At 39.0% G+C, this 26813-nt stretch carries 37 protein-coding genes and 1 tRNA gene; 4 read left to right on the forward strand and 34 right to left on the reverse strand.

The annotated features are described in order from the left end of the window. Positions 1-45 precede the first annotated feature (45 nt). From VSQ30_RS03455 to VSQ30_RS03465, 3 genes are all read left to right on the forward strand, one after another. Positions 46-1806 carry an Rqc2 family fibronectin-binding protein gene (locus VSQ30_RS03455; protein WP_334462037.1) on the forward strand — a complete coding sequence of 587 codons (1761 nt, stop codon included), beginning with the start codon at positions 46-48 and terminating at the stop codon, positions 1804-1806. Between the two features lie 39 nt (positions 1807-1845). Then, a complete protein-coding gene (locus VSQ30_RS03460) occupies positions 1846-2109 on the forward strand; it encodes an HPr family phosphocarrier protein (RefSeq protein WP_160643161.1) in 264 nt (87 codons plus the stop codon). A gap of 326 nt (positions 2110-2435) precedes the next feature. After that, positions 2436-2511: transfer RNA gene (locus tag VSQ30_RS03465), tRNA-Ala, on the forward strand. Between the two features lie 623 nt (positions 2512-3134). On the opposite strand, the gene VSQ30_RS03470 is transcribed toward VSQ30_RS03465, so the two are convergent. The 15 genes from VSQ30_RS03470 to VSQ30_RS03540 form a co-directional block, all read right to left on the reverse strand. Continuing rightward, positions 3135-3479, reverse strand: a complete 345-nt coding sequence (locus tag VSQ30_RS03470; protein WP_022788498.1) for a hypothetical protein — start codon at positions 3477-3479, stop codon at positions 3135-3137. Between the two features lie 311 nt (positions 3480-3790). After that, positions 3791-5077, reverse strand: coding sequence for a site-specific integrase (locus VSQ30_RS03475; RefSeq protein WP_334462038.1), 1287 nt, complete (start codon positions 5075-5077; stop codon positions 3791-3793). A gap of 83 nt (positions 5078-5160) precedes the next feature. Continuing rightward, a complete protein-coding gene (locus tag VSQ30_RS03480; RefSeq protein ID WP_502876268.1) occupies positions 5161-5379 on the reverse strand; it encodes an excisionase in 219 nt (72 codons plus the stop codon). A gap of 38 nt (positions 5380-5417) precedes the next feature. After that, positions 5418-5687, reverse strand: a complete 270-nt coding sequence (locus VSQ30_RS03485; RefSeq protein WP_334462039.1) for a hypothetical protein — start codon at positions 5685-5687, stop codon at positions 5418-5420. Next, positions 5668-6033 carry a hypothetical protein gene (locus VSQ30_RS03490; RefSeq protein ID WP_160265807.1) on the reverse strand — a complete coding sequence of 122 codons (366 nt, stop codon included), beginning with the start codon at positions 6031-6033 and terminating at the stop codon, positions 5668-5670. Before VSQ30_RS03490 ends, VSQ30_RS03485 begins: the two co-directional genes overlap by 20 nt. Before the next feature lie 301 nt (positions 6034-6334). Continuing rightward, on the reverse strand, positions 6335-6841 hold the full coding sequence (locus VSQ30_RS03495) for a dCTP deaminase/dUTPase family protein (protein WP_160265808.1): 507 nt from the start codon (positions 6839-6841) through the stop codon (positions 6335-6337). Next, a complete protein-coding gene (locus VSQ30_RS03500; RefSeq protein ID WP_160265809.1) occupies positions 6838-7659 on the reverse strand; it encodes a bifunctional 5,10-methylenetetrahydrofolate dehydrogenase/5,10-methenyltetrahydrofolate cyclohydrolase in 822 nt (273 codons plus the stop codon). The genes VSQ30_RS03495 and VSQ30_RS03500 overlap by 4 nt, the downstream gene beginning before the upstream one ends. A 26-nt stretch (positions 7660-7685) precedes the next feature. After that, positions 7686-8231: an AAA family ATPase gene (locus VSQ30_RS03505; RefSeq protein WP_160265810.1), complete on the reverse strand. Its 546-nt coding sequence runs from the start codon at positions 8229-8231 to the stop codon at positions 7686-7688. Between the two features lie 3 nt (positions 8232-8234). Further along, the gene (locus VSQ30_RS03510) at positions 8235-8384 is read right to left on the reverse strand and encodes a hypothetical protein (RefSeq protein WP_160265811.1); all 150 of its coding nucleotides are present in this window, start codon (positions 8382-8384) and stop codon (positions 8235-8237) included. Further along, the gene (gene nrdG / locus VSQ30_RS03515) at positions 8381-8932 is read right to left on the reverse strand and encodes an anaerobic ribonucleoside-triphosphate reductase activating protein (protein ID WP_334462047.1); all 552 of its coding nucleotides are present in this window, start codon (positions 8930-8932) and stop codon (positions 8381-8383) included. The genes VSQ30_RS03510 and nrdG overlap by 4 nt, the downstream gene beginning before the upstream one ends. Continuing rightward, positions 8922-11186 (reverse strand): anaerobic ribonucleoside-triphosphate reductase, encoded by a 2265-nt coding sequence (nrdD, locus tag VSQ30_RS03520; protein ID WP_334462050.1) that lies wholly within the window; start codon positions 11184-11186, stop codon positions 8922-8924. The genes nrdG and nrdD overlap by 11 nt, the downstream gene beginning before the upstream one ends. A gap of 17 nt (positions 11187-11203) precedes the next feature. Next, positions 11204-12421 (reverse strand): WGR domain-containing protein, encoded by a 1218-nt coding sequence (locus VSQ30_RS03525; RefSeq protein ID WP_334462052.1) that lies wholly within the window; start codon positions 12419-12421, stop codon positions 11204-11206. Positions 12422-12433: 12 nt separating this feature from the next. Next, positions 12434-12871, reverse strand: a complete 438-nt coding sequence (locus tag VSQ30_RS03530; RefSeq protein WP_334462054.1) for a macro domain-containing protein — start codon at positions 12869-12871, stop codon at positions 12434-12436. Positions 12872-13057: 186 nt separating this feature from the next. Continuing rightward, on the reverse strand, positions 13058-13402 hold the full coding sequence (locus tag VSQ30_RS03535) for a cell wall hydrolase (protein ID WP_334462056.1): 345 nt from the start codon (positions 13400-13402) through the stop codon (positions 13058-13060). Continuing rightward, positions 13399-14358 carry a hypothetical protein gene (locus tag VSQ30_RS03540; RefSeq protein WP_334462059.1) on the reverse strand — a complete coding sequence of 320 codons (960 nt, stop codon included), beginning with the start codon at positions 14356-14358 and terminating at the stop codon, positions 13399-13401. The genes VSQ30_RS03535 and VSQ30_RS03540 overlap by 4 nt, the downstream gene beginning before the upstream one ends. A gap of 243 nt (positions 14359-14601) precedes the next feature. Here VSQ30_RS03540 and VSQ30_RS03545 point away from each other — a divergent pair, with 243 nt between their 5' ends. Next, complete coding sequence (locus VSQ30_RS03545) at positions 14602-14895, forward strand: hypothetical protein (RefSeq protein ID WP_334462061.1); 294 nt, start codon at positions 14602-14604, stop codon at positions 14893-14895. Positions 14896-15141: 246 nt separating this feature from the next. Here VSQ30_RS03545 and VSQ30_RS03550 read toward each other — a convergent pair whose 3' ends face one another. The 19 genes from VSQ30_RS03550 to VSQ30_RS03640 all read right to left on the reverse strand — a co-directional run bounded on the left by VSQ30_RS03550 (position 15142) and on the right by VSQ30_RS03640 (position 26797). After that, on the reverse strand, positions 15142-15702 hold the full coding sequence (locus VSQ30_RS03550; protein ID WP_334462063.1) for a BRCT domain-containing protein: 561 nt from the start codon (positions 15700-15702) through the stop codon (positions 15142-15144). Positions 15703-15755: 53 nt separating this feature from the next. Further along, positions 15756-16073: a DNA ligase LigA-related protein gene (locus VSQ30_RS03555; RefSeq protein WP_334462065.1), complete on the reverse strand. Its 318-nt coding sequence runs from the start codon at positions 16071-16073 to the stop codon at positions 15756-15758. Positions 16074-16186: 113 nt separating this feature from the next. Then, the gene (locus VSQ30_RS03560; RefSeq protein ID WP_334462066.1) at positions 16187-16726 is read right to left on the reverse strand and encodes an ERCC4 domain-containing protein; all 540 of its coding nucleotides are present in this window, start codon (positions 16724-16726) and stop codon (positions 16187-16189) included. Continuing rightward, positions 16723-17037, reverse strand: a complete 315-nt coding sequence (locus tag VSQ30_RS03565) for a hypothetical protein (RefSeq protein ID WP_334462068.1) — start codon at positions 17035-17037, stop codon at positions 16723-16725. The genes VSQ30_RS03560 and VSQ30_RS03565 overlap by 4 nt, the downstream gene beginning before the upstream one ends. After that, the gene (locus tag VSQ30_RS03570; protein ID WP_334462070.1) at positions 17038-17400 is read right to left on the reverse strand and encodes a DUF488 family protein, N3 subclade; all 363 of its coding nucleotides are present in this window, start codon (positions 17398-17400) and stop codon (positions 17038-17040) included. A gap of 276 nt (positions 17401-17676) precedes the next feature. Then, the gene (locus VSQ30_RS03575) at positions 17677-18009 is read right to left on the reverse strand and encodes a hypothetical protein (RefSeq protein ID WP_334462071.1); all 333 of its coding nucleotides are present in this window, start codon (positions 18007-18009) and stop codon (positions 17677-17679) included. A 162-nt stretch (positions 18010-18171) separates the two neighbouring features. Beyond that, the gene (locus VSQ30_RS03580) at positions 18172-18630 is read right to left on the reverse strand and encodes a hypothetical protein (RefSeq protein WP_334462072.1); all 459 of its coding nucleotides are present in this window, start codon (positions 18628-18630) and stop codon (positions 18172-18174) included. Continuing rightward, entirely contained in the window at positions 18627-20084 is a 1458-nt protein-coding gene (locus VSQ30_RS03585) for a PHP domain-containing protein (RefSeq protein ID WP_334462073.1), read from the reverse strand. Before VSQ30_RS03585 ends, VSQ30_RS03580 begins: the two co-directional genes overlap by 4 nt. A 26-nt stretch (positions 20085-20110) precedes the next feature. After that, on the reverse strand, positions 20111-20317 hold the full coding sequence (locus VSQ30_RS03590) for a hypothetical protein (protein ID WP_334462075.1): 207 nt from the start codon (positions 20315-20317) through the stop codon (positions 20111-20113). A gap of 4 nt (positions 20318-20321) precedes the next feature. Then, positions 20322-20696, reverse strand: coding sequence for a hypothetical protein (locus VSQ30_RS03595; protein ID WP_217959268.1), 375 nt, complete (start codon positions 20694-20696; stop codon positions 20322-20324). Positions 20697-20714: 18 nt separating this feature from the next. Further along, the gene (locus VSQ30_RS03600; protein ID WP_334462079.1) at positions 20715-21836 is read right to left on the reverse strand and encodes a PD-(D/E)XK nuclease family protein; all 1122 of its coding nucleotides are present in this window, start codon (positions 21834-21836) and stop codon (positions 20715-20717) included. A gap of 51 nt (positions 21837-21887) precedes the next feature. Further along, positions 21888-22841 carry a hypothetical protein gene (locus tag VSQ30_RS03605; protein ID WP_334462081.1) on the reverse strand — a complete coding sequence of 318 codons (954 nt, stop codon included), beginning with the start codon at positions 22839-22841 and terminating at the stop codon, positions 21888-21890. Positions 22842-22944: 103 nt separating this feature from the next. Next, entirely contained in the window at positions 22945-23673 is a 729-nt protein-coding gene (locus VSQ30_RS03610) for a hypothetical protein (protein ID WP_334462083.1), read from the reverse strand. Between the two features lie 11 nt (positions 23674-23684). Continuing rightward, positions 23685-24230 (reverse strand): LemA family protein, encoded by a 546-nt coding sequence (locus VSQ30_RS03615; protein WP_334462085.1) that lies wholly within the window; start codon positions 24228-24230, stop codon positions 23685-23687. Positions 24231-24465: 235 nt separating this feature from the next. Further along, on the reverse strand, positions 24466-25002 hold the full coding sequence (locus VSQ30_RS03620; protein ID WP_334462086.1) for a sigma-70 family RNA polymerase sigma factor: 537 nt from the start codon (positions 25000-25002) through the stop codon (positions 24466-24468). 19 nt (positions 25003-25021) lie between these two features. Then, the gene (locus VSQ30_RS03625) at positions 25022-25612 is read right to left on the reverse strand and encodes a hypothetical protein (protein WP_334462087.1); all 591 of its coding nucleotides are present in this window, start codon (positions 25610-25612) and stop codon (positions 25022-25024) included. Between the two features lie 24 nt (positions 25613-25636). Next, positions 25637-26197 (reverse strand): HD domain-containing protein, encoded by a 561-nt coding sequence (locus tag VSQ30_RS03630; RefSeq protein ID WP_334462089.1) that lies wholly within the window; start codon positions 26195-26197, stop codon positions 25637-25639. Continuing rightward, positions 26197-26463 carry a hypothetical protein gene (locus VSQ30_RS03635; RefSeq protein ID WP_217959281.1) on the reverse strand — a complete coding sequence of 89 codons (267 nt, stop codon included), beginning with the start codon at positions 26461-26463 and terminating at the stop codon, positions 26197-26199. The genes VSQ30_RS03630 and VSQ30_RS03635 overlap by 1 nt, the downstream gene beginning before the upstream one ends. Further along, on the reverse strand, positions 26453-26797 hold the full coding sequence (locus tag VSQ30_RS03640; protein ID WP_334462090.1) for a hypothetical protein: 345 nt from the start codon (positions 26795-26797) through the stop codon (positions 26453-26455). The genes VSQ30_RS03635 and VSQ30_RS03640 overlap by 11 nt, the downstream gene beginning before the upstream one ends. Between the last annotated feature and the right edge of the window lie 16 nt (positions 26798-26813).

The following is a 26813-nucleotide window of genomic DNA, read 5'->3' on the forward strand; positions in this document are numbered from 1 at the left end:
GCCGGGGTTTGTGGCAGAGTTCCAACCAAAAAGGAGGTGGCGCCCATGGCGCTGGACGGCGCGTTTTTGCGGCATATTAAAAGGGAGCTGGAGGAAAAGCTTTTGGGGGCGCGGGTGGACAAAATCCACCAGCCAAACCGGGAGGAGCTGGTAGTTGCGTTTCGCAGCAGGGAGAGCGCCTGCCGGGTGCTGTTTTCCGCCCGGGCCAACAGCGCTCGGGTACACCTGACGGAAATCCCTTTGGAAAACCCCAAGCAGCCCCCCATGCTGTGCATGCTTTTGCGGAAAAAATTGCAGGGGGCAAAGCTTCAGGCCATCCGCCAGCCGGAACTGGAGCGGCTTTTGCATTTTGATTTTGACGCGGTGAACGAGCTGGGGGATCATGTGACCCTGACGCTTACCATGGAAATCATGGGGAAGTACAGCAATATTATCCTCAGCGACGGAGAGGGGAAAATCATTGACGCTTTAAAGCGGGTGGACGCAGAGATGTCCTCCCAGCGCCTGGTGCTGCCCGGGCTTTCCTATCGGCTCCCGCCGCCCCAGGACAAGCTTTGCCTGCTGGCGCGCACCGCCCAGGAGGCTGTGTCTGCCATGGAGTCCCTGCCCAGGGACATGGAGCTTTCCAAGGGGCTGCTGGCGGTGCTGCAGGGGGTATCTCCCATTGTATGCCGGGAGGTGGCCCACCAGGTGGGAAGGGGCCGGGAACTGACCGTGAAAACCCTGGGGGAGGAACAGCGTTTCCGGCTGCGGTTTTTCCTGCAGCAGCTGAAGGAAACCGTGGAGGGCCTTACGGGCCGCCCCTATATGGCGGTGGATGTAAAGAAAAAGCCCATGGACTTTTCCTTTTTGGACATCCACCAATATGGCGCTGCGGCAGTGGTGAAGGAAGGAGAGAGCTTTTCCGGGCTGCTGGACAGCTTTTACCGGGAGAAGGATCAGCAGGAGCGCATGCGGGTGCGGGAGCAGGACTTGCTGCGGCTGCTCTCAAACCATGCCGAGCGCCTTTCCCGGAAAATCGGGGCGCAAAAGGGAGAGCTGGATCGGTGCGCCCAGCGGGACTCTTTGCGGGTGGCGGGTGATTTAATCAGCGCCAACCTGTATACCCTGCCGAAAGGCGCGAAGGCTGCGGATCTGCCTGACTATTACCAGGAGGGGCAGCCTTTGGTACACATCAAGCTGGATCCTGCTTTAACCCCCTCCCAGAACGCTCAGAAATATTATAAGGAATACCGCAAGGCCAAGACCGCCGAGGAGAAGCTGCAGGAGCAGATAGCCCTGGCAGAGCGGGAACTGGTATATTTGGATTCGGTGCTGGACGCCCTGGCCCGGGCGGAGACGGAGAAGGATTTGCTGGAAATCCGGGCAGAGCTTACAGAGCAGGGGTATCTCCGGGCACAGCGGGGGAAGAAGGCCAGGAAGGAATCTCCCAGCGTGCCTTTGCGCTTTGAGACTGCGGATGGGTTTACGGTGCTGGTGGGCCGGAACAACCGCCAGAACGACCAGCTTACCATGCGCACAGCCAATAATAACGATCTGTGGTTTCATGTGAAGAACATACCAGGCTCCCACACGGTGCTTGTCACAGAGGGCCGCAAGCCTACGGAGGCGGCCATGGAGCAGGCGGCTGTGCTGGCTGCCCGCCACAGCCGCGCCAGGTCTTCCGCCCAGGTGCCAGTGGACTACACCCAGATACGCCATGTGAGCAAGCCCCAGGGGGCCAGGCCCGGCATGGTGATTTATGAGAATTACAAGACAGTTTTTGTGAACCCGGCGGAGGACGGGGCTGAACAGGAAATGGGGTAAAAGCGCAAGGGTTTGTTTGAGTTGAGAGGAGATGGGCAAATGGTTAAAAAAACAGTTACATGGAACAGCTCCGTTAATTTCCATATGCGTCCTGCCGGCACCTTTTCCCAGGAAATGGGGCGGTTTTCCAGCAGTATCCGGCTGACCTATGGGGAATTCCGGGCTGACGGCAAAAGCATGATGAACCTGATGGCAGCGGGCATTCCCGCCCGCGCCCAGCTAGAGGTGGAGTGTGCCGGCCCGGATGAAGCCGAGGCGCTGGCCCGGGCCGCCTGTCTGCTGGAAGAAGAACTGGGAGAATGACAGCTCTGCCGCCTGCTTTTTGCGGGCGGCCTTTCCTTTTCTGCGGGCTTTGGCCTGCATCTCGCAAAAAAATTAAAAAATCGGAAATTTTTTTCAAAAAAGGCTTGCAAAATCCGAAAATCTGTGGTATTATCTTAGAGCACCGGAAGTGAGATGCAAAACAAGAAAGTTTGATTTTCAATATGGGGGTATAGCTCAGCTGGGAGCCTGAGAAGTTAAATGTATGCCCCCACTGAGAGCACCAAATCTTCATTATTCCGCTTATATCAACCAAAATTGAATAAAGTGTACTCCGATGAAGAATATCATCGTATGATGAAAAACTCGGGGGTATAGCTCAGCTGGGAGAGCGCTTGAATGGCATTCAAGAGGTCAGCGGTTCGATCCCGCTTATCTCCACCACAGGGTACACAGGAAAAACCGCATGGCAGGGCCGTTTATGGCTTATGTAGTGCGGTTTTTCTGTTGTCATAAATCAGTAAAACCGCAATTCCGAACATTTTTCCGAACAAGGTAGAGAGCTTTGTCAAGCCGTCAAGAAATCTCCCAAAATCTCATCCATTGCGGCAGAGGTTTTCGCACCGCTCTGTAGTTCCTCGTGGATATAAACCTTGGAAGTTATAGGGGAATTGTAATCGTGCCCCAGAAAAGCCTGTATCTGCTTGAGGGGTACCCCGTGGTCAGCCAGCATCGACCCAGCAAAATGCCGTTACGGTATAATAACGACAAACGGAAAAAGCCTTGATTTTCAAGGGGTTTGAGCGTTTGCCGTCATTTATTCAATTCCTTTTCCAAGTTGAAATCTTACGAGAAAAATATCGAAAAAAGGAGGCTGTTTCATTAACGACAAAATTTAATAGCGCCAGCGGTCCAATCTATTGTTGAACTGCTAGTTATTGTAGATATAACATTTTTATAGAAGGGTTTCCAATCTTGTAAATATACAGAATATGCCACAAATACTATATAGTATTTGTGGTATTTGAAAGATCATATTAATATTCAACAATACATGGAGATATTTATTATTGCATAATTTTCTCATATTCTTCAATTGCAGCATAAAGAGGGTAGATTCGACCAGCTGTATATAATATAATTTTACGAGTATCTTGCGTATTCTGTAATATAATGCAGCGCCAAATTCCATCTGTTCCAGCAACGGATTGATGAGCAAATTTTTGGTAACAAAGGCTAGGGATTGAAATATCTTTACATATTGTATCAAATTCAGGTTTTGATATTGCTACATCAGTAAGCTTTAAATATTCTATTTTTTTACAATTGTTTTTGATTTGTAATAGAGTATTTGCTTTTATTTTGGACCAGGATATACTTTTGCTTATTTTTGAAAAATGGCAGAAAGGCATGGTATCCTCCTTATTGTATTGATTTTCTAAAGTTTCAATGATATAATTATTATGAATTATTGTATCCAATTATGAGGAGTTGTATGATGATGGATAAGAAAATTTACATTGACATCTTTGCTGGATGTGGGGGCTTGTTTCGAGGATATAAGAAGATATTCTTTGCCGTTCTATAACTGCCGATAAGTTTCTAAACAGCCCTATTTTGTAGGCATTTTTGTGATTTTGGTTGAAGAAACATTTTATTTTCCTACCATGTCCTACATCGTCCTGAGAAATTAGGTTGAAATGGTGTAGGTTTTGGTGTAGATTCAACCAATCTTAATCTTGCCTTCAAGGTTGGCAAAACACTTTTTCTTCTGCTCCATAGTGGCTTCGTTGTATACATCCATCGTAGTAGAAATATTGGCGTGACCCATGATTTCTTGAATGATCTTCAGGTTGGTTTCGTTTTCGCAAATGCGTGTGCAGAATGTATGACGTAAATTGTGGACTGAAAAGTGCGGGAGCAAAGTAGGCTCTCGTCTTTCTTTTTTCGCCCGGTCAACTTCCATAGTGTTATAGGCATTGATGATCCGTTTGAGAGTTTGATTGATACTGGTAGGATGATGGATAGTTCCCCTGTTGCCGACAAAAACAAAGTCAGAGTAACCGTCAATTTCCTGCTGACTGAATCCCGTCTGCATTTGTCTAAGACGTTCATTCAGCAAGGCACGTTTCACTTCCTTGAACATAGGAATGTCTCTTGTGCCAGCATCGGTTTTGGGAGTAGATATATAGAACCTACGTCCTTTACCTTTTTCAACTTCGGTATAAGAAACACTGTGATTGATAGAAATGATGTTCTCTTGAAAGTCACAGTCCTCCCACCGTAAGCCAATAGCCTCACCTATACGACAACCAGTTCCAAGTAAAAATGTGATCAGGCCAAGCCATTTGTGATACACGGACGAATTACGAAGGAAATCGACAAATGCTTCTTGCTGCTGTTCTGTCAATGCGTGGCGTTTATCCTGCCCCCATCCATTCTGCTTTTTGAGTTCCGCATAAACTTGATAAGCTGGATTAGACCTGATATATCCATCACGTACTGCCAGAGTAAAGATAGGATGTAAAATGGTATTGACAGCATGGATCGTGTTAGGCTTCATTTCCTTATCAAAATACAAAGAAAGATAGAATTGCTTAATATCACTGTACTTGATTGAACCGATTGGACGAAAACCAAGTTCGTTCCTAATCCAGTTGTCATAAGTGTTCGCATAGGTAAATCGTGTAGAGGGTTTCAGTTCTTTTTTCATGCTCATGTACTTTTCATAGAAGTCGTTGAGCGTTTTTTTGTTTGCAACAAAACTTTGAATCCCATCATCCGTATCACGTGTAAGTTGCTTTTCAATTTCTCGTAAGGGTTCACAAGCCCGTTTGTGTGGTGGCAACTTATCAGTTTCTACAAGCCGCCAACTATAAATTGTACGTCTAACACCTCCTGCATCGTTAAAGCGATACATATACATTCCGTCAGATCGTTGAGTTTCACCATTCCTTAAAACTCTGCCTTTTGAATCACGCCGTTTTGTTTCAGTTCTTTTTTCGGACATTGTACACTCCTTTCTTATCCGAAAAAAGACCCTAATGTGGTTGATTTAATTATACCACATCAAGAGTCTTGATTCAAGGCAAATTACAAGATATTTAACTTATCAATGTAGTTTTCAAATTTCTTACGTTTAATTTGCGCTCTCGTTCCATTCCACAAAATGAAATCTGCATCTTTGTTTTCAGAAACGATTTGGTATAATTTGTCTCTACCAATTCTAAAATAAGCTGCTGCTTCATCTATCGACAAAGTGTATTTCTCCCAAAATGGGATTTGGCGTGATAGTGCTATTGTTTCGTGTATATTATCACCCCCCCGCTATCTTAAATAATAATTTAGTTTTAACTATCTTGCTTTAGTTTGCTAATAACAGTTTGTAAAAGTTCGGATTGTTTTAACATTGCATCTTTGTTTTCATAAAAATGCTTATATGTATCGTTTGATTCTGTATGCTTTGATTTTTCTAAGAACTCTTGCTTAGATATAATTCCTTTTTCTACTAATAGGTTAATGATTGTTCTAAGTGCAACATCTATATTAATAATTTCTTCTAACAACGATAAACTGGTATTTACATTTAAAAGTTGTGATTCAAAAAATTCCATTTCCATAATTTGTACACCTCTCTTTTCTTTTACATCCAAGTTTATGTTCGGATTGCAACCATATATGATCGCTTATATACCCATCAGTATACATTTCTGGAGGAACAGGTTTTCTTAACCACCATGTAGTATTGACACGAACCTTATTATATTTTTTTAACATTCGTTTTAATTCAATTTCTTTGAATTTATAAGCAAAGCATATTGCTCCAGTCCAAAGTAGGCCAATAATATCATCAACAATTCTCGGCTGAATTTCACCATAAATTAGCACTTCAAGTAATTGCCAGCAAATGCTTATAGCAACGACAATACTAATGAGCCATATGCAAAATTTGTGATTCATTTTCATTGTGACTATCTCCTTTTATTTCGATAGTTAGAGTATCGTTCAGCAAATCCTTTCTCAAACTGCCTAATCTGACCATCGAATAGAAAGCACCTATACCACGGCAACTCATCTTCTTCGTGATCCGAAAAATCGTAATCACGCACTCCATCAGTCCACATAAAATGACACATTTGAAATTTGCCATTATGAAATCTTGGCTTGCAGAAATATATCTTTATATTGGAGCCGCCAAAGAGTTTTGCTTTAACGGCCTCAATGAAACAGTTTGATTTATAGGTTTCTGTTATGTATTGAAAATTGTTCATACCGATGTTGAACCTATCCCACCAGTTCGGACAGCAGTAGCATTATCATTGTCTGTAACGTCATATCCCATGATAATGCCTTGTGCAAAAGCATCTCCAACGTTGACTTCAAGTGTCTTACCTGTCTTACTGTCGTTTGTGATCTTAATGAAAATATGCCCCTCATTACTTTCATTATTATAGTAATCACCGTCTACAACACCAACAGTATTATCAAGTTGCATCCGATATTTAAACCCATAGCTGCTACGGGGATAAAGCATGAGAACTCTGCCGTGGCTTAATTGAGCCTTGACAAATGTAGGAACCTTAATGGTCTGTCCCGGCTTTAATTTAAAAGAGATAGGAGAAAAGAAATCATACCCAGCACTCCGCACAGTGGCTCTATGCGGAAGTTTAATATTCTCATAGGGTGCAACACAAATTACACCGTTTTTGGCAGTACAATCACTTGTTAATACCTTGTTATATTCTGTTTCAGATACACGTTCAAACTTATTCATATAGCCCTCCAAATGTGATATTTTTCATATGCTCTAAGAATGTGCTGCATGAGCATTGCTCTTGTCAAAAGGCCAACACCGCCCGGAACAGGAGTTATCAAGATATTCTTTGTGTTAGTTTTGTCAATAGATATATCTCCGCACAATCTATCTTCAGTATGGTTAATACCTACATCAATAACTACCGCTCTTTTTTTGAAAAGACTACTGCTTATAAAATCTGGTTTACCAACTGCGCTTACAAAAATGTCTGCTTTCTTAGCAAGTTCCTCAAGTTGCTTGCGATCCGTAAAGGAGTGGCATAAACATACTGTAGCATTTGCATCTGTCATAAGACGTGCCATAGGTTTACCAACAATATCGCTTCTACCAGCAATGACACACAATGCACCTTCAGCAGATACACCAATTTCATTAAGCATTTGCATGATACCGTCAGGTGTACAAGGGGCGAAAGGAGAATCAGTTAAGAACCCGTCTACATCTTTATCAGGATTCATATGATCTTTAAAATCATCCATCGTCAGGCTAAAGGGTAAAGGCAACTGGAGAATAACACCGTCTGCTTCCATGCTGTATTTCAGTTCTTCAAGTTTCATACTGACTTCATGATAGACCTGTTCACGTGTTGTAGCTGGAATATGAACGTGTACACATTCAAACCCAACTTCTTGAGCATCCTTAATCTTGCCTTTTATATAGGCGGTTGATGCAGGATTATCACCAACTTGAAGTACATAAAATTTAGCTTTTATACCATGTGCTTTAATCTCATCTTTCCATTTCTGAGCAATAGACTTACAATCAATATACTCCATTCAATCCTCCGCAGTTGTATTTATTGTTATATGCCATAGCTTCTACCGGGGCATTTAAGCCTCTCCATAATGTCTGCAATGAGAACCTTATACCCATCAAGACTACCATCATAGTGACGGCAAACGATACCATGCTTATTCAGGAATGTAAACAGATCAGCCGCTAACTGGTCGCTCTCGCTTTCTGTCTGGAAACGTCCAACAGGATTGTAAGGTTTAACACGGTTGACAAACACATTCATTGAGTCATAAGAGTTAAACACCTTAGTACAAAGGGTATCAAACTCATCACCAAGCACAGGATCGTTAGCATAGAAAGGCGACAGAATGATGGGGGAGTCTGTCACTACAACATCAACCTTATCTTGAAGGCGACTGATACGGAAATACTGTTTACCAAAGATATAGGCTTGATTCTGGAACACGGCCTTGCTCTCTTCCCAAACTTTATCTTTAGCAAACTCTGTGACTAATTCTGCATTAATGCCAGCCATCTTGAGTTGCGAGAAGATATATGCTGCACCAGTAGACTTTCCTGCTCCGGGCGCACCAAAAAGATTTACAACAAGCATTAGTTACCCCTCCCTAATTTTTGCTTTTGGATTGTCTGTCATAGAATAATTTGCAATTACATCTTCTACATCATGACGAATATCCTCAACCAATTCACTTTCTTCTGGATCAAGGTCATCTGTTTCAAATTGGACTTCAAGAATATATTTCAAGTATTGCCTCCATTCATGTCATTCCATAAAACTGTTTGATTGGATTTTAAAGATTTTTGCACATCAATAATCCTTTGATTGCTTGAACCCATAAACTGTAATGTAATATCTCTCTTGTCGATTTCAAATTTGCCATCGACAATCACATTACATAACCGAACAATTTTTTGAATCAATGCTTCGTTTTGCGTTGCAGGAACATTAAACGCAAAATCTTCAAATTTATAACCTGTATACAACCAAACAGCTTTTTGAGGGAAAATGGTTTTGAATTTGAAAATAATGCGATAAGTTAATTCGGGATTTGCTAAAGGATCGCCACCTGAAAGTGTTAATCTACTGGCATATTGAATATCGTAGTAATATTGCATTAACTGATCTAATACTGAATCAGTAAATTTTATGCCGCCGTCCTTACTCCACGTTTGAGGATTTTGACACTCTGGACATTGGTGGGGACAGCCTTGAGTAAAAAATACTGCCCCCAAGCCAATACCATTTGCTACATCGTCATATTCAATACCAGCGTATCTTAAATCAGGATTCATTTGATCCATCATGATTAATTTGTGGAGTATATTTGCTGTGCTGTTCACGCTCAAGCACTTCACGCTGTTTGCCATCATTGAAATTACGATAGTCTGTTGTAAGATACCCTGTCACACGGCGAAGCTGCTGAATGTTCTCGCTGCCACATTGAGGACACCTATCATTGAACTCGCCTTGATAGCCACAATTCAAACAACTATCAATAGGGAAGTTAAAGGCCAGATACGGAATATCAAGAACCTTGAACGCATAATCAATAATGTCCTCAACAGCCTTTGTATTCTTTACAAATGTACTATCCAATTCAACATAAGTAATACAGCCGCCAGTAGGATACTTGCAGAATGGAGCCTCACATTCCAACTTCTGCTGGATGGACACCTTCTCCCAAACAGGGACATGATGAGAATTTGTCAAGTATTCATGTGATGTGACATTTTCAATAATACCATACTGATCACGCAGCCCCATCAATGCTGTCCGGCAAAGCCCCTCGGCAGGAGTAGCATAACAAGAGAAGTTCAGATTATTGCGCTCCGATGCTTCAGCGGCGTATTCGTTGATACGCTTGACAACAGACAGGGCAAAAGCATGAACGTCTGCATCATGAACATGATTCTTACCAAAAAGTGCTTGACACATTTCAGCAATACCAATATATCCAATCGCCAGTGTATTGTGTTTCAGCGCATTAAACACGTCCTTTTCACAATTCCTTGCATCCTGAATTGTATTGTTCTGATACATAAACGGCGCAGACTTAGGAGATTGCCGTATCATGATTTCAAAACGCTCCAAAAGCCCACGCTCTGTCAGCTTTAAGGTTTCCTCAAAAGCCTTCCAGAACCCATCCAAATCAGGCTTATCACGCTTGCCAAGACAAATACCAAACTCAATACCCAACTTAGGAAGAATAATTGTGTTAGGAACGTTATTACCACGTCCTTGACGAATATAACCAAGACCATGCCGATCATACCCAATCAATGTGCGACAACCCATCGTAGCAAAGTATGTATCAGGATTATTCTCATCCTCATGAGCCTGTGACCAGTCGCAGTTACACCAGTTAGGATAAATACGCTTACTCATAGATTTAAGAGCAAGCTGCTTGAGATCATAGTTTGGATCGCCAACATTAGCATTAGTTCCTTGCTTATACTGGAAAATGCTAATGGGGAAGATACTTGTAAGGTGATGCCGTCCAATGCCGTCAATGCTGGCCTCCATGATCCACTTAGTTACCAACCGTCCCTCAAAACTGGTATCACGTCCAAGGTTGATGCTTGTAAAAGGAACCTGTGAACCCTGTCGAGATTCAAGTGTATTCAGATTATGATAAAGTCCTTGTGCTGCCTGTTTGCCCTCACGCTCCAACATATCCATAGCATACTGATAAGCAGTTTCATTAAACGACTTCTTGAAATACGGATCATCAATAGACCGCTTACTGTTCTTCCACTGATCTAAAATCCAGTCTGCATCTTCTCTGCTATAATGATCCAAGTACACAATACCATCTGCAAAATGTTTATAAAAACTAAGTTTTACGAACGGTGCAAGATCAAGGTCTGTATGAATACTACCGACACCACCAAATTGCACCTGACTTTGACACTGGAACGCTACAGCATACAACTGACAAGCTGTGCTAAAAGAGGAAGGCGGTCTTACATCACCATTGCGTGTCCTGAAACCATAAGTAAAAATCTCTTGGAAGTTCAGATTAAGACAGTTATGAATACCATAGATTGCCTTTTCAAGATCGTGCTGATATACCAACATCTCCTTATGAGCATTGGAAACATCTTGAGACAGGCCATCAAAGTCCAGTGCGATCATTTTGCCAATATCGGCTGAAGCCTCTTTTTCACGTCCAGAGAATGAGGATTCATCGACATTCGCATTTGAGTGAAAATTGACTTTGGAATCAGCACGTACCATGATTTTCTTGACAAGATTACTATTCCTATCACGGATTTTAGTTCTTTCATTTCGATACAAGATATATGCCTTTGCAATGTCTTTGCGATAACTAAGCATAAGTTGAATTTCAACCATATCTTGAATCTGCTCAACTGTCAAATTAATGCCTTTATTTTTTGACTCAATACGATCAGCAATATCATATGCAAGTTGCTTTGTATCATCTGCCAAAGAGCCATCAACCTCTACAATCGCTTTGCAAATTGCATCACTAATTTTTGTTTTGTCAAACTCAACTTCTCTGCCATCACGCTTTATTACAGTCATTGAACCACCTCTTCATTCTAATTTTTCAGTTCAATCAGATACCGAATAGTACACTGATCTTCTTTATATACTATAATTTCATCGTTACGAAGCATACTTCCTTCGTGTGCGTGTAAACAATTTGCTCCCTTACAAACACGTTGCAGTTCATCATAATTGAAATTATAATATTTACTATCAAATGAATGTACATCATAAGGCTTGCCATATGCTACATCCATAAGAGCCATAAAGCCTGAATTGGAATTTCCTTTCGCCCAATAACTACCTGAAAGGCTTGTATAACCTAAAGACTTTCTTGCTTTAGGAGCGTAGTAAATTCCATAGCCAAACATCTTGCCAGTAATAACAGCATTGGTAGGTTTTAAGACTAAGCCGCTATTAATAATTGACCACCAATTCTCATTGCGACTCCCATGAAAGAGTAATTTAGTATTCTTGATATTGTTGTCTTTAATGAACTGATCATATCGTTTCTGTGTTCTAAGATTTTTGACTTTCCATGCACGATAAAATTTATCAGAACAAGAACCTAAAGCAGTTTTAATAATTGCAATATCCTTGTTGTCACATTCATCAAATTCAAGACCAAGTTGTTCAAGAATGGTACAATCTTGCTTTTTGACTTCTTCGGGAGTTTCATCAATAACTTGATGTTGAACAACCTGACCACTCATAACATCAAGCAAGTTCTGTTCTTTATCAATGATACTTGCAAAATCATTTTCAGATGTTGCGAGAAACGATTTTACATTACTCATTTTACGTGGAATTGTGGTAAACAACTTTAATAGAATATCGTTAAACTTAGTAACATCTTTCACATCAAGCAAACTTGTTAGAATATTTTGTGCTTCATCGACCATTGCTTGTGTAACTTTATTCGATGAGATAGTATAGTTATCACTAATGGCTTTTCGTGCCATGTTTTGTAGACGTTCTACAATCTCAGCAATAGACCTATTCTCAATTTCCTTATACTTGTTACTTTGCTTTGACTCTTTTACTTGCACTAAATCTTCTGCTAAATCAGTCTGATCAACGTATCCTTTTTTAATTTTCTCTTTGTACTTTGACTCCCATTGACTCATAGGATAAGTTCTGCGCTGCGGATTGCTACCTACTCTACCGTATTCAGCAATCCATGTATCACCATTAGGAATTTGACGATAATATTTATTATTGTTTGCAGACGCAGTAACCATGACTAAATATCGGGGTTTATACTCTGTCATGGCAATTCCTCTTTACAGACTACAAATCAAGATTTCAATATCAAAGTCATCAAACACATCCTGAATGATTTCTTTGACTTTCTCCCAATCCAGCCTGTCAAGGCCAGAACTGATCTTAGGCATTGCCAACTTAGTAATATTTAGATTTTCACATTGATCCTTCATATCAATGATGGTATCAAGCAATGTGTCATAATCAGGACGATGATAATGTTTTGGCTTAGTAACAAGATTAAATACATTGTCCACTAAGAGAGCCTTGCCTACATATCCATACTTTTCATTTGCTTCAAAAGGATAGTCCCTAAACAACTTAAAGCGCATATTATAAACTTCATCGAATTGCTTTGCAATTCCGGCACCAAGAGAGAAGTCACCAGAGATACAATGAGCAAGGTAATAACCCTGTGGGACAGCAAACAAATCTCCTGTCATTTCCATATAATTCATAATGTTCCTCCCAATTTGTTAAAGTAGAATTTTGCCAATCTCATCCCATCCATGAACTCGAATAAGACCATTTTCTTCAGCATTAAAGTTTTTGTTATGAGGTTGACTCATTAAAATTCCCTCATAAACACCGCCATCAAAGTTGTGTACTCCATCATCAATCAACCAGTCACCATACACTAATTGCTATATTACATCGTCAATCGTGTTAGGAAATTCATCACTCAATACTCTATTCAATACAACTTCTACAACCGCCTTTTGACCAAGATAAGATTGTCCTCTGGCCTCCAGATATACAAGTCGTGCAAGCGTTTCACGTTCGTTCTCTGTAATATGATTTGCTATTGTGGTATAGAAAGGCTTTATTACAGGAATAGTTGAATCAATATAAACTAATTGACATTTCTCACTTGATTGAATTGGTTGCACTTCTTTAGCCTTGTTTTCTTGAGCCGTTGTCAGACCCACCACAATAATACCGAATATTAAAACTAAAAATGCGATTGTAATTGTTAAAACTTTTTTCATGTATCTCCTTTGTTTTCATAAGGTATTCCTAAATAATCCATTACTTCACGATAACCAAGACCACCTTCCTCACGACTTTTCATCACAAACTTATAAGTGTTTGGCTCAATATCAGCTAAACGCTGAATACGATTTGGCTCTTTCTCTAAATGACAACCAAACAAGCACAATTTACATCCTGTATTATGTTCTTTAGTAAACTCAAATTTACCATTTTCAAGTTGAACTATCTCGCCATATGGAGGTGCAATAGGAATATTAAAATCATGTAAGTATCTTAATATATCCTGTCGAATCCAAAATCCCATAGGAGTTGACTTACCGTGACCATCTTTAAAAGCATTGCAGCCTGTTTTTAAGTAAGCATCTCGCCGCATTTGACTATCTTCGGCTAAAGTTCCATAAATAGGATTAGCTTTTACTTCCTTTTGAACAAGTTTAATCGGTTGCTTTTTAAGAATATCACAACAATGTTCACTGATTGGAAATGGCGCATTGATTAAAAATCTCCATTTCTTTGGAATTGACCATGTTTTTGAGATGTTGTTATCTCTGGTATATCCAGAAAGTCTTAATACGATAGTCGCAGGACAGTTAATAGAGCGCAAATAGTTTGCTGTTTCAATTCCCTGATCAAGATACGGTTCAATATCGTCATCATATTTCAAACCTCTCTCATCAAGAAAATCCTTTACGTCACGGATCATTCGAGCAACTTTCTTGCTTGCCACTGGATACCCTTCAGTTTTTACAACATCAAAGAAAGTAATCTTGCTTCGTACAATGTGTAAATCAATTTTTATATCATATTTGTTTTCAATATATTCGCAAAAGAATTTAACGTGTTTTGGCATAGACGCAAATTCGTTACTTGTATTTGCATAAATAACAAGCAAGGGTTTATTACCATGCTGTTCACGATGCAATGACCAAAACTTTGCAAACATATCTAACAAAACTGAACTATCTGCCCCCCCGAAAATGAGAGGGAAACATTATATTCAGTCTTTTGACAAAACTCAAGGAACTTTGCAGTTGTTACTTGCAGCTTTGTATTAAAAGGACGTGATTGCATTTTAATCAAGTCCTCATTGGTATAAGTGTATTCTCCCATTAAATTTTTCACCTTTCATGTTTACAAATTAAAAGAAGTGTGCTATAATTCAAATGCCATATTTTGAGATAAGGAGTGATCTATAATGGCAGAAGCCGAAAACAAACAGCGCAAGTTAGTTCGCCGCCCAGCAGAAGAACGTATTGCCGAGATTGACAAAAAGATTGCTGGACATAAGGATGCTATTCAAAAATTAGAGGCAAAGAAAAATGCAATCCTTAATCCAAAGCCACGTGCTTCTAAAGCCGCTGGCCTGAAAGCCCTTATTTCAAAGGCAAAAGATGCTGGAATGAGCAATGAGGAAATTGCTCAGAAATTAGGGATTTCCCTTGACGAGCCTGAATCAACACCCGTTGCTGATACGGAGAAAAAGAAATAATTTACTTGATGAGGACGTGTGTTTTGGCGCACGTCCTCGCCTTTTATTTCATCATTCTTGATTTAATCCTCTGATCTTTATGTAAATCCCTGAGTAATTCATCTCTATATGCTTCGATTTTTTCATAGCAAGACTTGCAGCATACAATATATTCGTCTTTAACAGTGTTTGGGGTACGCTGCTTGGTGCTGAATTGAAACCAACGTCCACATATAGGGCAATATCCTAAGAGCCGATGTAAAATTTTCAACTAATCATCTCCATGAATTTTTGTTCAGTCAAAACCATTACGCCGAGTTGCTGCGCTTTTGCCATTTTTGATCCAGCTTTCTCACCAGCAATAAGATAATCTGTTTTCTTAGAAACTGAACCAGCAACTTTTGCTCCAAGTTCCTCTAACTTTTTAGTAATACCATCTCTGGTGAAGTTATGTAGTGTGCCAGTTGCAACAACAATTTTGTCTTTGAATGGATTACTTTTGACAACTGTAATCTCAGGCTTTGAAATCGTAATGTAATCAAGAAGTTTTGCAAACAGAGCAACATTCAAAGAGTCCTCGAACCATTCTTTGATACTATTGGACATTACTTCTCCAAAATCATCAAGTACAGTCCAATCGAAATCATTTCCTACTAAATCTTCAAACCTTGCAATATCATATTCACAATACCTTGCAATGACCTTAGATGCTGTCTTACCAACATTAGGAATACCCAAAGAAACAAGGAACTTATCAAATGAAACATTTCTTGATGCTTGAATAGCATCCCACAATTTTTCATAGGAACGTGTACCAAAGCCATCCATTCGGACAATTTCATTTTTATACTGATCAAGACGATACAGGTCTGAAAAATCATTTAGCCATCATACTTGAACATCAACAGGCATGGATTTTCTTTTGCGAATTTATTTAGTTCATTTTCGTCTTTAGTTTTGTCAAGCGAGAGCAAAGGAATATCGTGTTGTACCTTTGCCAGCTTGCTCTTGACTTCATATCCAACAGTCTGTGTAGGTGAATTACTTAGGATAATCCCTGTCTCATTCTCAAGCCGCTTTAACTTATCAAATAAGAAATCATATTCCGAGTCAGGAATAAGCGGATCAGAACGATTATAATAAGCATCACGACACTTATTGAGTTTTCGTACAAGGTCAGCAATTATTGAACTATTCATGCAATCCCCTTTCATTATTGTATTTGTTGTTATACACTTTCTGGTAGATGGAGCATCCGAGGAACGCCCCATCTATTATTAGTATAGTTGTATTTCTTGTTATTGTCAAGCAGTTACCGCAAAATTTTTCTGAGAAAGTATGTGAACACTCCATACAGAAAATATCCTGAATACTGTGGATCAGGCATGAATATCATCTGAAGATCATAACGATGGTTAAATGTATGGAGGCTTGCAAGATACGCTTTTGCCGAAAACTTTGTATCATAGTTCCCCATGATAATATCTTGATAGTTTGCGTTCTCAATCAGTAAATACTTCTTGCCCGGATATGTAGCCATTTCTTCCTCAAACCTTGCCCGTTGTTGTGAAAGATTGCCGCTTAGTTCCTCCAGTGATCCTTTACGTTCTACCATAATTTCTTTATCAAAGAACAAATCTCTATCAATATTCAAATCAGGATTGGCAGGAACATAAAAACTATAATCTCCATTTGACAATGCTTTTGTCTTATGGGGAATTTTCTTTTTATCAAACCAATCAAGAATATGTTGGTTCTTCTGTTCTCTGGTATCACTAAGAATTACAATAGACCTAACAAGCTGGTCAATTTCTTTATCAGTATATTTGTATAGTTCTAAAATTCCAATCACCTCACAGATAAACCCAAAGCTATTAAATCGTTGGCAGCACCATAAGGAATCCTTTTACCATTGCAATACCATGCCAACTGTTTAGCCACTTTTTTAGAATAACCTTGTTTTATTAGATTATGAACAAATTTCTTGCGGCTCATTTTTAAATGTTTGAATGTTGCTGCAAATGAACAATTTCTGTTTTGTGGAAAAGTGCCGATTATATCACCACCATCTACACATGAATCAAACGTTATGGGAGGCATCTCACTTATATTAAGTAATGGCCTACCATTATAGTATAAAACACTACTTTTATCTTCTCCCATTTAGGCACTCCATTCTTGGACATTATAGCCATTCTTTTGCAACCATTCTGCTACCAAATGTCTATGGCAAAAATCTGTCGGCCTTTCATAGCATACTAAAGCAACATCACGTCCTGCTGCCATTGCAGTTAAATCAGCAACTACCTGTGTAGGATTAAGCACAGAAAGAACTTGATTATCAAAACAACAGATATAATAGTCGTTATCATGATTCTCTTTCCATTTCATAAAGAAATCATATTTTGGTGCAAGTTTTTTATACTGGAGGCCATTGTAATTATTCGGAGCCTTGCCACAAATGCTAATTGGCACAATATCTTTAGGTAACGATTTCAGTTTTGCAAAATATGTGGTATAAATCATTTCAAAATACCTTCTTCCACAGATTAATTTCACGGTAACATCTACGCATGAATTGTTTTAATTTTTGAATATCGCCAGTATTATCTTCTCCATACTTATAAAACAGTGAATCTTCCCGTCTAATATACAAACATTTGCGGTATAATGATAATGAGCCATTATATCTGCCAATGCTATGCAAATTAGATTCGGCATAATCAATGAAATTCAAAATTGAATTGGCAGCATAATAACTATCAATCTCTTTCGTTTTAAATCTCACCATTGTATTTTAACCTACTTTCTATTTAAAGCAAGATTAGCCAAGGTGATTTGTTTGATTTCCTCCCAACGATTTGCAAACGCATTTTTAAATTCAACTGGAGGTGTATTTTGAAGAATTTGAATGACACCAAGCATATATAATGTTGTCATCTGCTCAGAAAAATCAGATTCGGGAATATCAGGAAATTGCAAATTCCTACACCAAATATTGAAATTTTCATCCATTCTGATTTGTAAATCAGTAAGCCCATTATTAAATATTATAGTATGCTTTTCGCTCATAAAAAGATATTGAAGTAAAGTGGAAACTTCCCCAAGCATGAACAGTTCGTCTTTAGTCCTCACTTTCTATCCTCCTATGTCCAATACAAAAGTATACGTCATGAATAGCTTTTTGAGCATCTTCACACTCATAGCAATGAATACAATATCCCTTCTCACAACCATCGTACTTTGCGTTGTCTGTGCAATTAGCGCACAGACAACGTTCGTTTCCGTAAGGACATTTCATGCTGGTTCCCCTCCCTCAGTAGTATTATCCCTGACGAAAGACCATTTCTTCAAGATACATTCATGATCTGTCTGGCTCTGCTGCCAGTCACCATTTTCGTCCTTAGACCAACGGCCTTCATCTGAACATTCCAGCGTTTTGATAATGTCCCCAACATTGATTGGTGCTTCATCATACTTTTTTCGGCGCACCTTAACAACCTCTGTAGAACCATCACAAAGTCGATATAGCGTCAGTTTAGGATTCTTATATTTACATTCATACTCCTGCACAAAGGCGTAATCAGGTAACATATCAGGCATTATGGTTTTGACATAACCAATGTTGTTGAGTTCATACTTCAAACGTTCATTAAATGAAATCTCAGTATCATCTAAGTCATTCCAAATTTCATTGAGTGCTGCATCATAATCGAATTTTCGATACTGTTTGTCTGTGGCCTCAGAATATTTCATGATATAAGAGATAAATTCCTTCGGAAGATCAGACTTACTAAATTGTGAACGTTCATATAGCTTATCAAGGATTTCAACAAATCTTTTGATTTTACCAATCGAACCAAACTCATCAAAATAGGATAAGCATGATTCTTACCCAAGATTTCTTCCTGCGCCTCTGCTGCGATTTCTGGTGTACCCCAATTCAAATCAATATCTGGCAACGATTTTGTCTCAAGAATACGGCTTTTACTGATAAATCGTTCCGGGTACAACTTGATAGGACTTTGGAAACGATCAACCTTAGAGAATCCAAGGAGAGTATTAGTAAAATAACCAACTGAACTACCACGGCCTGAATTTGTCAGAACGCCGCCTTTTTCAATGGCACGTTTTACCATGTAATAGTCGATTAGAAAGTAATCCGACATATTGGTGTCTTTGATTACTTGAACTTCTGTTTTTACTCCCTCAAAATACTCATCATATTGTTCTGGAGGAACATCATTGACATATTCCTTAAATAGCCGTGTGATCAGCTTACTATATTCCTTATTGCGTTCCTCCTGCGTTAATTTAGGAAGTAATACACCATCAATGACGTGTTCTCCATCATACAAAGTAGGCAACTTAATATCTTTAGAGAAAATCGGGTTTAGCGATCCATCTGGCAAAATGTCATAATCGTCAAATTTCAGCAGAAGGTCGGTATTATCCATTGCTCTTTGAATTTGCTTTTTGGTAAACACATTCTGCTCCAAAAAGCGATTCATAGTAGTATCATCGTCAGGATAATCCATATACCAACCATCTTCATCTTCGTATCTGGTTGGATTTGTCGCAAGCATATAATTACGCTCTGCCTCTTGTTCTGGATAGATGAAATGGCTGTCCATACCAACAATCATTTCAATACCATATTTTTCAGACAATGCCAAAATACGCTTATTAAGATTGATTTGTGCTTCTGTCTTATGATACTGAATTTCAAACATAAAGTTGTCTTTAAAATGTTCATGAAGTTTGACAACAATATCTTCAATATCATCGTAATGCCAGAAAGCTATACAAGCTGTGGTGACAAAAACATCATTTGCTGGAAGGCTCAACAACAATTCGGTATCAAGACGAGGACGAAAATAATATCCATCTTCACTTGCTGTAGATAAAACAGAATTAATTGCTCTACGCCCATTTTCGTTCTTGGCAAGTAAAACAATATGAGAGTTTGTGCGATCCTTTTCGTGCCTATCCTTGACCCAATATGCTTCGCATCCAAAAATAAATTTCAGATCATATTTCTTAGAGAGTTCATATGTTTCAAAATAGTATCCCTGAAAACCGTGTTCCACACTGGAAATTACTTTGTGACCAAGTTCAACGGCACGTTTTGCATAATCTTCATTTACAGCAGCCGAGTCCTTAAATCCCCAAATATTACTATATGATGTATGACGGTGATAATTTTGCATTTACTCACCCCTATCTTCATCTTTGTTTAATTTTTCTTTTTCTTTCTTTCAGTATCAACACTCCAAAATTCTACAGAAAACTCTACACTATCAGCAGTTGGTTTTTTATCAAGTTCAAGCCCTACAAATTTATAGGTAGAATCTTTATAAAATTCTGATGCAATTTTCTTGAATTTGTCATATGCGTTTTGTCCATTAATATGACAGTTCAACTTAATTTTATCATGTTGCATATAATCAACCTTTCATAAACTCAGAAGCCATTTTCCTAACAATAATTTCGGCGGTATTTTCATTATGTTCTGCATCTTTCCAAGACTTACCTTCTATAATTGCAAGAGCCTCGGCCCAGCTTAGTCCACCTCTTTGTGCTAACTGACTAAGAGACTGACCATGATTTTCCCATGCTTGCCCTTCATGGATCATCAGCAATCCACGGGGAATATACTGCTGCGGTCTACTACCAAGAATAGGATATGGGTCATATCGTCCAATTTTTTTATCCATATCAGCTTGATTAATCAAATCTTCTAAGTTTTCATCGGAAATTGCTGGTGTTCTATCCCATAACGGAATACGTTTTACTTCCTTGAGGAAATCAATAATAGTCATGTAAGCAACTCCCTCATACTAAAACAAATCAGCATCCTCGTCTGCGTCCTTTTTACGCAACTCCCATTGATCATTGAATCGCTTTAGATGAACACAGGTATTTCGGAAATTACAAAGATTATTACAGAAGAAAGTATCCTCTGCTTCTTTGCCTGTCTTGCTGAGTTTTGTGAACGACCTTGGAGGCCACTGACTTGAATCATCCTTATCCAAAGACTCAAATAAATCGGCAGTTTTATTTACATAATCCAGAGTCTCTTTCTTGAGTTCATCGGTAATCTCATACTGGCGAACATACGGCTTAATAATATACTTAGACCTAACTTCCTCCGGCAGAGAATCCAGAGAGTTTTCATCCAAGGCTTTCTTGAGCATGATTTCAATGTCAATCTCATCATAGCCAAGTTCGGTCAGATCACTTTCGATATGGTGCTGCAACTCACTTACCAACTTGCCACGGTTCAGAACCTTGACAATTTCAGTCTTGGTTCTGGAGTTGGCACGTTTCTTACCCATGAATTTGACTTCGCAGTATTTTAGCATAATCCATGACACATCACGCACCGTATACCCCTCTGCCTCTTTTGCCAGAGCATAAAGAACAAGCTGCCGCCCATGATGCAGAAGATCAGCCGCTTTGAAATCTGTAGATGTTTTCCAATCGTAAATTGAAATAGTCCCATCTGCATTTTCACGAATAAGATCAATGTAGCCCTGAATATACCTGTCCTCAGACAAAGGATAGATAATCAGTTGCTCAGTCTGGAACTTTCCCTTTGGCGGTTGGAATGTCTTACAGAAATGTTTCATGTCTGCAATCCAGTTGTTGCGGATACTGTCATTACCCTTGAAATCTTTTGGAAACTCAATCCCAAGCATATCCAAATCTAAAAGTTCTTGATTCAGAGTATCAGGGAGTTCATCAACTGTAGCCTCCCCATTAATAATTTCCTCCAGCTTGTCATGAATTTTCGTTCCAAGGACACCATAAATACCATTTACTCCTTTATCATGCTCAATGTATGATTTAAAGGTTTCGTACAAACATTCCTCAATAGTATTACACTTTGAAATACTATATACATTCTTTTCAGCATCAAATAAGGCTTGAAGTCTTGGGTCTTTATCTCGCTTTGCCATAACATCTCTCCTTACGGTTGTATTTGTTGTTATTTGAAAACAAACTCACATCTATAACCAAATAACGTGCCTTTGTATTAATTCAGTGAACGCCTCTTTACCCATATCAGATGGGCTTGCTTTACTTCCTTTTGGTAAAATCTCATTGTCCTTATCAAATACATATCCTACTTTGTTCTTAAACACAGCATTGTTAAGAATCAATTTCTCAGCTTGTAAGCGTATCTGATCTTCATCCAGTCCTTCATCATAAGCCAAAATAATCTTATTTGTCATGAGAGATTTAATATGCTTGGCCTGAACATCACTTACATCACAGCCACACGTTGCCAAGCCAATACCGCTCCCCATTGAATGAAGCTGCTGGACAAACTTTTCAGACTCACCAATTACAACTATGTTCTTTTGCTGGATTGTTTCATAATTGTGATGGTATCCATAAAGGGTAAGGCTGCGGGAACATGGAATGATCGGCAACCAGCGTTCATCTTTGGAGCATTTACTATCGTTCAATCTCCCCATGATCCCGCATAATTTACCGTCCAGTGTATATTCTGGAACAGTGATCCGCAAAGTTTCTATATCAAAACCTACATTAAAATATTCCTGTGTTTGAAAGCTAATACCATCTCGAAAGAACATGAGATTATACTTTCCTGCATACTCATCAAGAATAGAAGTATCATATGTTTGCATCGAATACTCCGGCTCTTGAATTTCTTTCATTAAGCCTTTGTAGAACCCGCCAAAAGGATACTTGACCTTTCTACTAAATTGGCTCTTTTGCAATCCAAGTTCATCCGCAATAAAGTTTAATGCTTCAGGAAATGTCATACTCTCATATTTCATCACAAGAGAATACAAATTGCCATGTGCATTGATTGAAAATCCATCAAACTTTAATGTATCAAGTTTGAGCCGCATAGCTGTGGGATTGTGACCTTCATCACGACTGAACCTGATTTCATTTTTATGCTGCCTATATGTAATCTGCGTAAAACCCATACACTCAAGAAGGGTAATACACGCATCTACATTGTTTGTTAAGTAATTCGATAACGACAAGGCATTGACGATAATATCACCCTCCCTTCTTATCGAACTTTACTTATCCCTCAAGCCACCTATTATCAATGTAATAGAAACCATACACAAGGCCACCAATTAGTAAAACCCAAACAATCCAAAATACAATCAACTGCCATTTAATCTCTAAGGAATCAATCGTTTCCTCTATAGAACTATTACAGTAAAAAGTAGTATTTGAAATTGTGTTGTCCGATAACACTGTATAAATAGTTCCTTCATACTCCAAATCAGAACCATAATATACATCTCGTAAATGTGAAGTTTGATAAATGGTTGTAATGATGTGTTCCGGGAAATAGTCTATTGTTCCATATGGAAACTCTACACCAAGAAACGAAATGTTATCAACATGAAGATAATCTCTATCAATGCTATCCCAAGTCCAATAATTCTCCGTTGTAGTATAAGTTTGTGTCTTACCATTGACAGTGCGTGTTCTGGTTACTGTTCTGGTGTGCATCGTATATCGCTCAGTCACTTTTGTCATTGTGGCATACTGGCCTTCAACTTCAGGATATGATACAGAACCAACCGCTGCCAAATTGCCATGAACGAACGCATTGCCAACATTTGTTCTCATTCCATATCTGAACAATTCAGGATCATCATTGATCTGCAATGCTGTATTGTACTCTTGATATGAATTCATCAGGCTATCATTGATTTTGTCTGATAATACAATGCCAAAAATCAACATTACCGCTACAATAGCAACACTAAAGATAATTTCTCGCTTAGTAACTTTCATGCAAATATCCTTTACTCAAACAGATTTGTTGGAGCATCTGAAGAAACATTATAGTCAAGGTATTCGTACCCAATAATTTCATATCCAAGCATCCCAAGAATCTGTCGGTTCGGGAACTTCCTTACGTATTGATTATAACTCTTAACCCATTTGTTAAAGTTACTGCGATAGTTCGCAATCAGATTCTCAGTAGTCGCCAACTCATTCATCAACTCACGATAGTTTTCATTGCTCTTGAGTTCTGGATAAGCCTCTGCAACAGCCTGAATCATGGTCTGAATCTCCTGAACGCTTTCATCAGAGGAACTACCACGTGCATTAACAACATCCATCAAGGTTTGATATTCATGTTCGTCATAAGCCTGAACACAGTCAACCAAATTGGGAATCAGGTCTGCTCTACGCTTCTCTTGAACCTTAATCTCTGACTGTGCTGTGTTAATCTGTTCCTCCAACGAAATAGCCTTGTTCTGAACCCCTTGGAATGAAAAAACACACAACATCACAACAGCGATTACAACGGTTGCAACAATCAAAAGCAACTTCCAATTCTTCATTTTACACACTCCTTGTTGTATTACTTGTTATTTAACATAATTAAATCGTGATACAGTTTTGCGATTTCTTTCATTTTTTCAGGCGACATATCAGCAAATGACATTGCACCTACATAAGCATCACAGCCTATATCATTCGGATTTACCCACTGACTGTATTTAGTACACCGAATTTTATCATTCTTGCGTCTATTACAATCAGCAGCATCACAATGGGAACATAAACAACCCACACTCATGCCGCATATTTCCCCAATTTTGCTCGAATTTTATTCATCAACTGACCAATACGCTGACGGCTAACACCAATTCTCTCCGCAATTTCAGACTGCGTAAATCCATCAGCCAACAACTTAATAACTTCTTGCTCCTGTGGATTGGAAATTTTCTTACATAGAAAACGTATGTAATCCGTTTCTGCGGTATCTTTTTCAATGTCTACATTATCAGGAAACATATCACCAAACTCTACGACACAATCACCATCATCTGAGGCCATTCGAGTATTCATTGATACAATATTTTGAGCAGGAATAACGCTACTCGTCTTATTGTGCCTCAATACGCCATTGTACTCATTAAGCATAATGATATATGCAAAAGTTGAAAACTGGCCTTTCGTTTCATCAAACGCCATAGCTGCCTTACACAATCCAATCGCCAGAACGTCATAGTATTCTTCAAGATTGATTTTGTACTTATGAGCAGCACCATAAATGAGTTTGTGATTATCTTCTACCATTTTTTGTTGTGTACTTGTCAGATGTTCCATTGCTTTTACTCCTTATAATTTACTTGTGTTCATTAAATACAGAGCAATATCCAATCTCTTTCCAACGATTGAATCTGCCATTGAATTGATAAAGGACTTGAATTTTATCATCATCGTTTCTTGTTTTATCAAGAAATGCAACAATATATTTCTTATCTCGATCCAATGGAATTGTTTTTCGTACATTTGTATATTTACCGCTACTGTCTTTCTCCAGTTGGTATGCTTTTACATCAAACTTTTCTCCGGGGTATTCATCATCCCAAAGTGGCCTCGCATATACCATCTCAGAAAAAACTTCCTTGATTTGCTTGGCATTAGAAACCTTATCAACAATTTCCTCATCGAAACGGTCATCCCAATCAACATCCATCTTCTCATTGTCGGCATCCATTGTCTTAATTGTGGACTGGACACTATCAAAAGCCTCAACAAAGGCCATATTTGAGTCCGTTTCCTTAACACCAAACGTCATAGAAAGCGTCTTGCGCTTCTTTTTAGTCTGCTTATCAACATACTCACCCTCCTTGCAGAAAGGACGCTTGGTATCTGACTTCTGCTTGGGAATGACGGGAGTACCAACAAAACTGAATCGTGCTTGATAACTCATTTACTTTTTCTCCTTTACTGTTTTTTAAATAGCTTCAAAGTTAAATTCCAAATACTTTCGTGAGGCCAGATAGTCACACAGATGAACATATTTCTGAAACTTATTCTTAGGCTTTGGCAACTCAACCTTAGAATACTTTGATGTATTCCATTGCCCCATATGAGATTCAATGGCGTTTACTACAAAGGCTTCCTGTTCATCAGTCAACAACTGGCTTTCAATATTACACCTCTTTACAAAATTTGCTGCAAAAATAGGATGGTCAAATACCGTTCTCTTTCCATTACCATCACCCTGTTTCAAGCCATCATGAAGAATAAGGCTTACAATAATCAAGTCTTGCTCGTCATTAGTAAATGGGAACATTTCAAGATTAAACAGCTCATGAGCAATAGACACAGCAGCTTTAGTATGCCGGACAAGGCCACCATCTCCAAGAGCATAAGAAGGATGATACTTGCCACTTGACGATGCAGGAACCGTAAAGAAATAGTCAGGAAGATTGTTTACGCAATATGTAGTAAACTTTGCAATTTTTTCTGAATGAATCCAGCCAATCTCTTTTTCAAACGTATCCCTATTCATTAGTCCTCCAGAAAGTTCTTAAACTTCTCGATGATCTTAGCGTTGTGAGAGAACTGCTGCTCCATAGAACCATCTAAACGTTCAAGTTCAGCCTTATAAGATTCAATCTCCTGACGAGTAGAATTGATACGGGCATTTACATTTGCCAGCCTATCAATCGTTGTGGTAATCACGGATACTGCGTTCTCAGAATCCTTCATCAGACTGTCTAACTGCGCCGCCTTTTCGGTCAAAATAGTGGAATTGCTTTGTGACTTACGCATCATTTTCATTCTCCTTTTTATCTGTATTATTTGTAGTTTCCTCTGACTTGCTTTCTGTATCGTTGTTCTCGTCCTGTTGGTTGTTAATTGCCAAATTGTGATTACACCACTGACGTAAAAGCATCAACTGCTTCTGAGGATTAAGATTCTTATTCTGATTCATCTTCTCAAGAATAGAACCACACATGGTTTTCATACCAGCAGACAATCCAAGCACATATGCCTTTTTCATCAAACGCTGAATCATTTCCTCTGTCTCGTTCTTTGCCTTCTGCTTTGGATCAGTAACTTCCTCAACAGGATCAGTGCCACTTTCTAACTCTACAATCTTTGCCATCTTATACCTTCTTTCT

The sequence above is a fragment of the Acutalibacter sp. JLR.KK004 genome, assembly GCF_036941085.1.
Classification (GTDB): Bacteria; Bacillota; Clostridia; order Oscillospirales; family Acutalibacteraceae; genus Acutalibacter.

Coding starts and splice junctions, on each gene's coding strand:
- VSQ30_RS03455 (WP_334462037.1), top strand. CDS start 46: ATGGCGCTGGACGGCGCGTTTTTGCGGCATATTAAAAGGGAGCTGGAG.
- VSQ30_RS03460 (WP_160643161.1), top strand. CDS start 1,846: ATGGTTAAAAAAACAGTTACATGGAACAGCTCCGTTAATTTCCATATG.
- VSQ30_RS03470 (WP_022788498.1), bottom strand. CDS start 3,479: ATGCCTTTCTGCCATTTTTCAAAAATAAGCAAAAGTATATCCTGGTCC.
- VSQ30_RS03475 (WP_334462038.1), bottom strand. CDS start 5,077: ATGTCCGAAAAAAGAACTGAAACAAAACGGCGTGATTCAAAAGGCAGA.
- VSQ30_RS03485 (WP_334462039.1), bottom strand. CDS start 5,687: ATGGAAATGGAATTTTTTGAATCACAACTTTTAAATGTAAATACCAGT.
- VSQ30_RS03490 (WP_160265807.1), bottom strand. CDS start 6,033: ATGAAAATGAATCACAAATTTTGCATATGGCTCATTAGTATTGTCGTT.
- VSQ30_RS03495 (WP_160265808.1), bottom strand. CDS start 6,841: ATGAATAAGTTTGAACGTGTATCTGAAACAGAATATAACAAGGTATTA.
- VSQ30_RS03500 (WP_160265809.1), bottom strand. CDS start 7,659: ATGGAGTATATTGATTGTAAGTCTATTGCTCAGAAATGGAAAGATGAG.
- VSQ30_RS03505 (WP_160265810.1), bottom strand. CDS start 8,231: ATGCTTGTTGTAAATCTTTTTGGTGCGCCCGGAGCAGGAAAGTCTACT.
- nrdG (WP_334462047.1), bottom strand. CDS start 8,932: ATGAATCCTGATTTAAGATACGCTGGTATTGAATATGACGATGTAGCA.
- nrdD (WP_334462050.1), bottom strand. CDS start 11,186: ATGACTGTAATAAAGCGTGATGGCAGAGAAGTTGAGTTTGACAAAACA.
- VSQ30_RS03525 (WP_334462052.1), bottom strand. CDS start 12,421: ATGACAGAGTATAAACCCCGATATTTAGTCATGGTTACTGCGTCTGCA.
- VSQ30_RS03530 (WP_334462054.1), bottom strand. CDS start 12,871: ATGAATTATATGGAAATGACAGGAGATTTGTTTGCTGTCCCACAGGGT.
- VSQ30_RS03535 (WP_334462056.1), bottom strand. CDS start 13,402: ATGAAAAAAGTTTTAACAATTACAATCGCATTTTTAGTTTTAATATTC.
- VSQ30_RS03545 (WP_334462061.1), top strand. CDS start 14,602: ATGGCAGAAGCCGAAAACAAACAGCGCAAGTTAGTTCGCCGCCCAGCA.
- VSQ30_RS03550 (WP_334462063.1), bottom strand. CDS start 15,702: ATGGATGGCTTTGGTACACGTTCCTATGAAAAATTGTGGGATGCTATT.
- VSQ30_RS03555 (WP_334462065.1), bottom strand. CDS start 16,073: ATGAATAGTTCAATAATTGCTGACCTTGTACGAAAACTCAATAAGTGT.
- VSQ30_RS03565 (WP_334462068.1), bottom strand. CDS start 17,037: ATGGGAGAAGATAAAAGTAGTGTTTTATACTATAATGGTAGGCCATTA.
- VSQ30_RS03570 (WP_334462070.1), bottom strand. CDS start 17,400: ATGATTTATACCACATATTTTGCAAAACTGAAATCGTTACCTAAAGAT.
- VSQ30_RS03580 (WP_334462072.1), bottom strand. CDS start 18,630: ATGAAATATTCTGAGGCCACAGACAAACAGTATCGAAAATTCGATTAT.
- VSQ30_RS03585 (WP_334462073.1), bottom strand. CDS start 20,084: ATGCAAAATTATCACCGTCATACATCATATAGTAATATTTGGGGATTT.
- VSQ30_RS03590 (WP_334462075.1), bottom strand. CDS start 20,317: ATGCAACATGATAAAATTAAGTTGAACTGTCATATTAATGGACAAAAC.
- VSQ30_RS03595 (WP_217959268.1), bottom strand. CDS start 20,696: ATGACTATTATTGATTTCCTCAAGGAAGTAAAACGTATTCCGTTATGG.
- VSQ30_RS03600 (WP_334462079.1), bottom strand. CDS start 21,836: ATGGCAAAGCGAGATAAAGACCCAAGACTTCAAGCCTTATTTGATGCT.
- VSQ30_RS03605 (WP_334462081.1), bottom strand. CDS start 22,841: ATGGGTTTTACGCAGATTACATATAGGCAGCATAAAAATGAAATCAGG.
- VSQ30_RS03610 (WP_334462083.1), bottom strand. CDS start 23,673: ATGAAAGTTACTAAGCGAGAAATTATCTTTAGTGTTGCTATTGTAGCG.
- VSQ30_RS03615 (WP_334462085.1), bottom strand. CDS start 24,230: ATGAAGAATTGGAAGTTGCTTTTGATTGTTGCAACCGTTGTAATCGCT.
- VSQ30_RS03620 (WP_334462086.1), bottom strand. CDS start 25,002: ATGGAACATCTGACAAGTACACAACAAAAAATGGTAGAAGATAATCAC.
- VSQ30_RS03625 (WP_334462087.1), bottom strand. CDS start 25,612: ATGAGTTATCAAGCACGATTCAGTTTTGTTGGTACTCCCGTCATTCCC.
- VSQ30_RS03630 (WP_334462089.1), bottom strand. CDS start 26,197: ATGAATAGGGATACGTTTGAAAAAGAGATTGGCTGGATTCATTCAGAA.
- VSQ30_RS03635 (WP_217959281.1), bottom strand. CDS start 26,463: ATGATGCGTAAGTCACAAAGCAATTCCACTATTTTGACCGAAAAGGCG.
- VSQ30_RS03640 (WP_334462090.1), bottom strand. CDS start 26,797: ATGGCAAAGATTGTAGAGTTAGAAAGTGGCACTGATCCTGTTGAGGAA.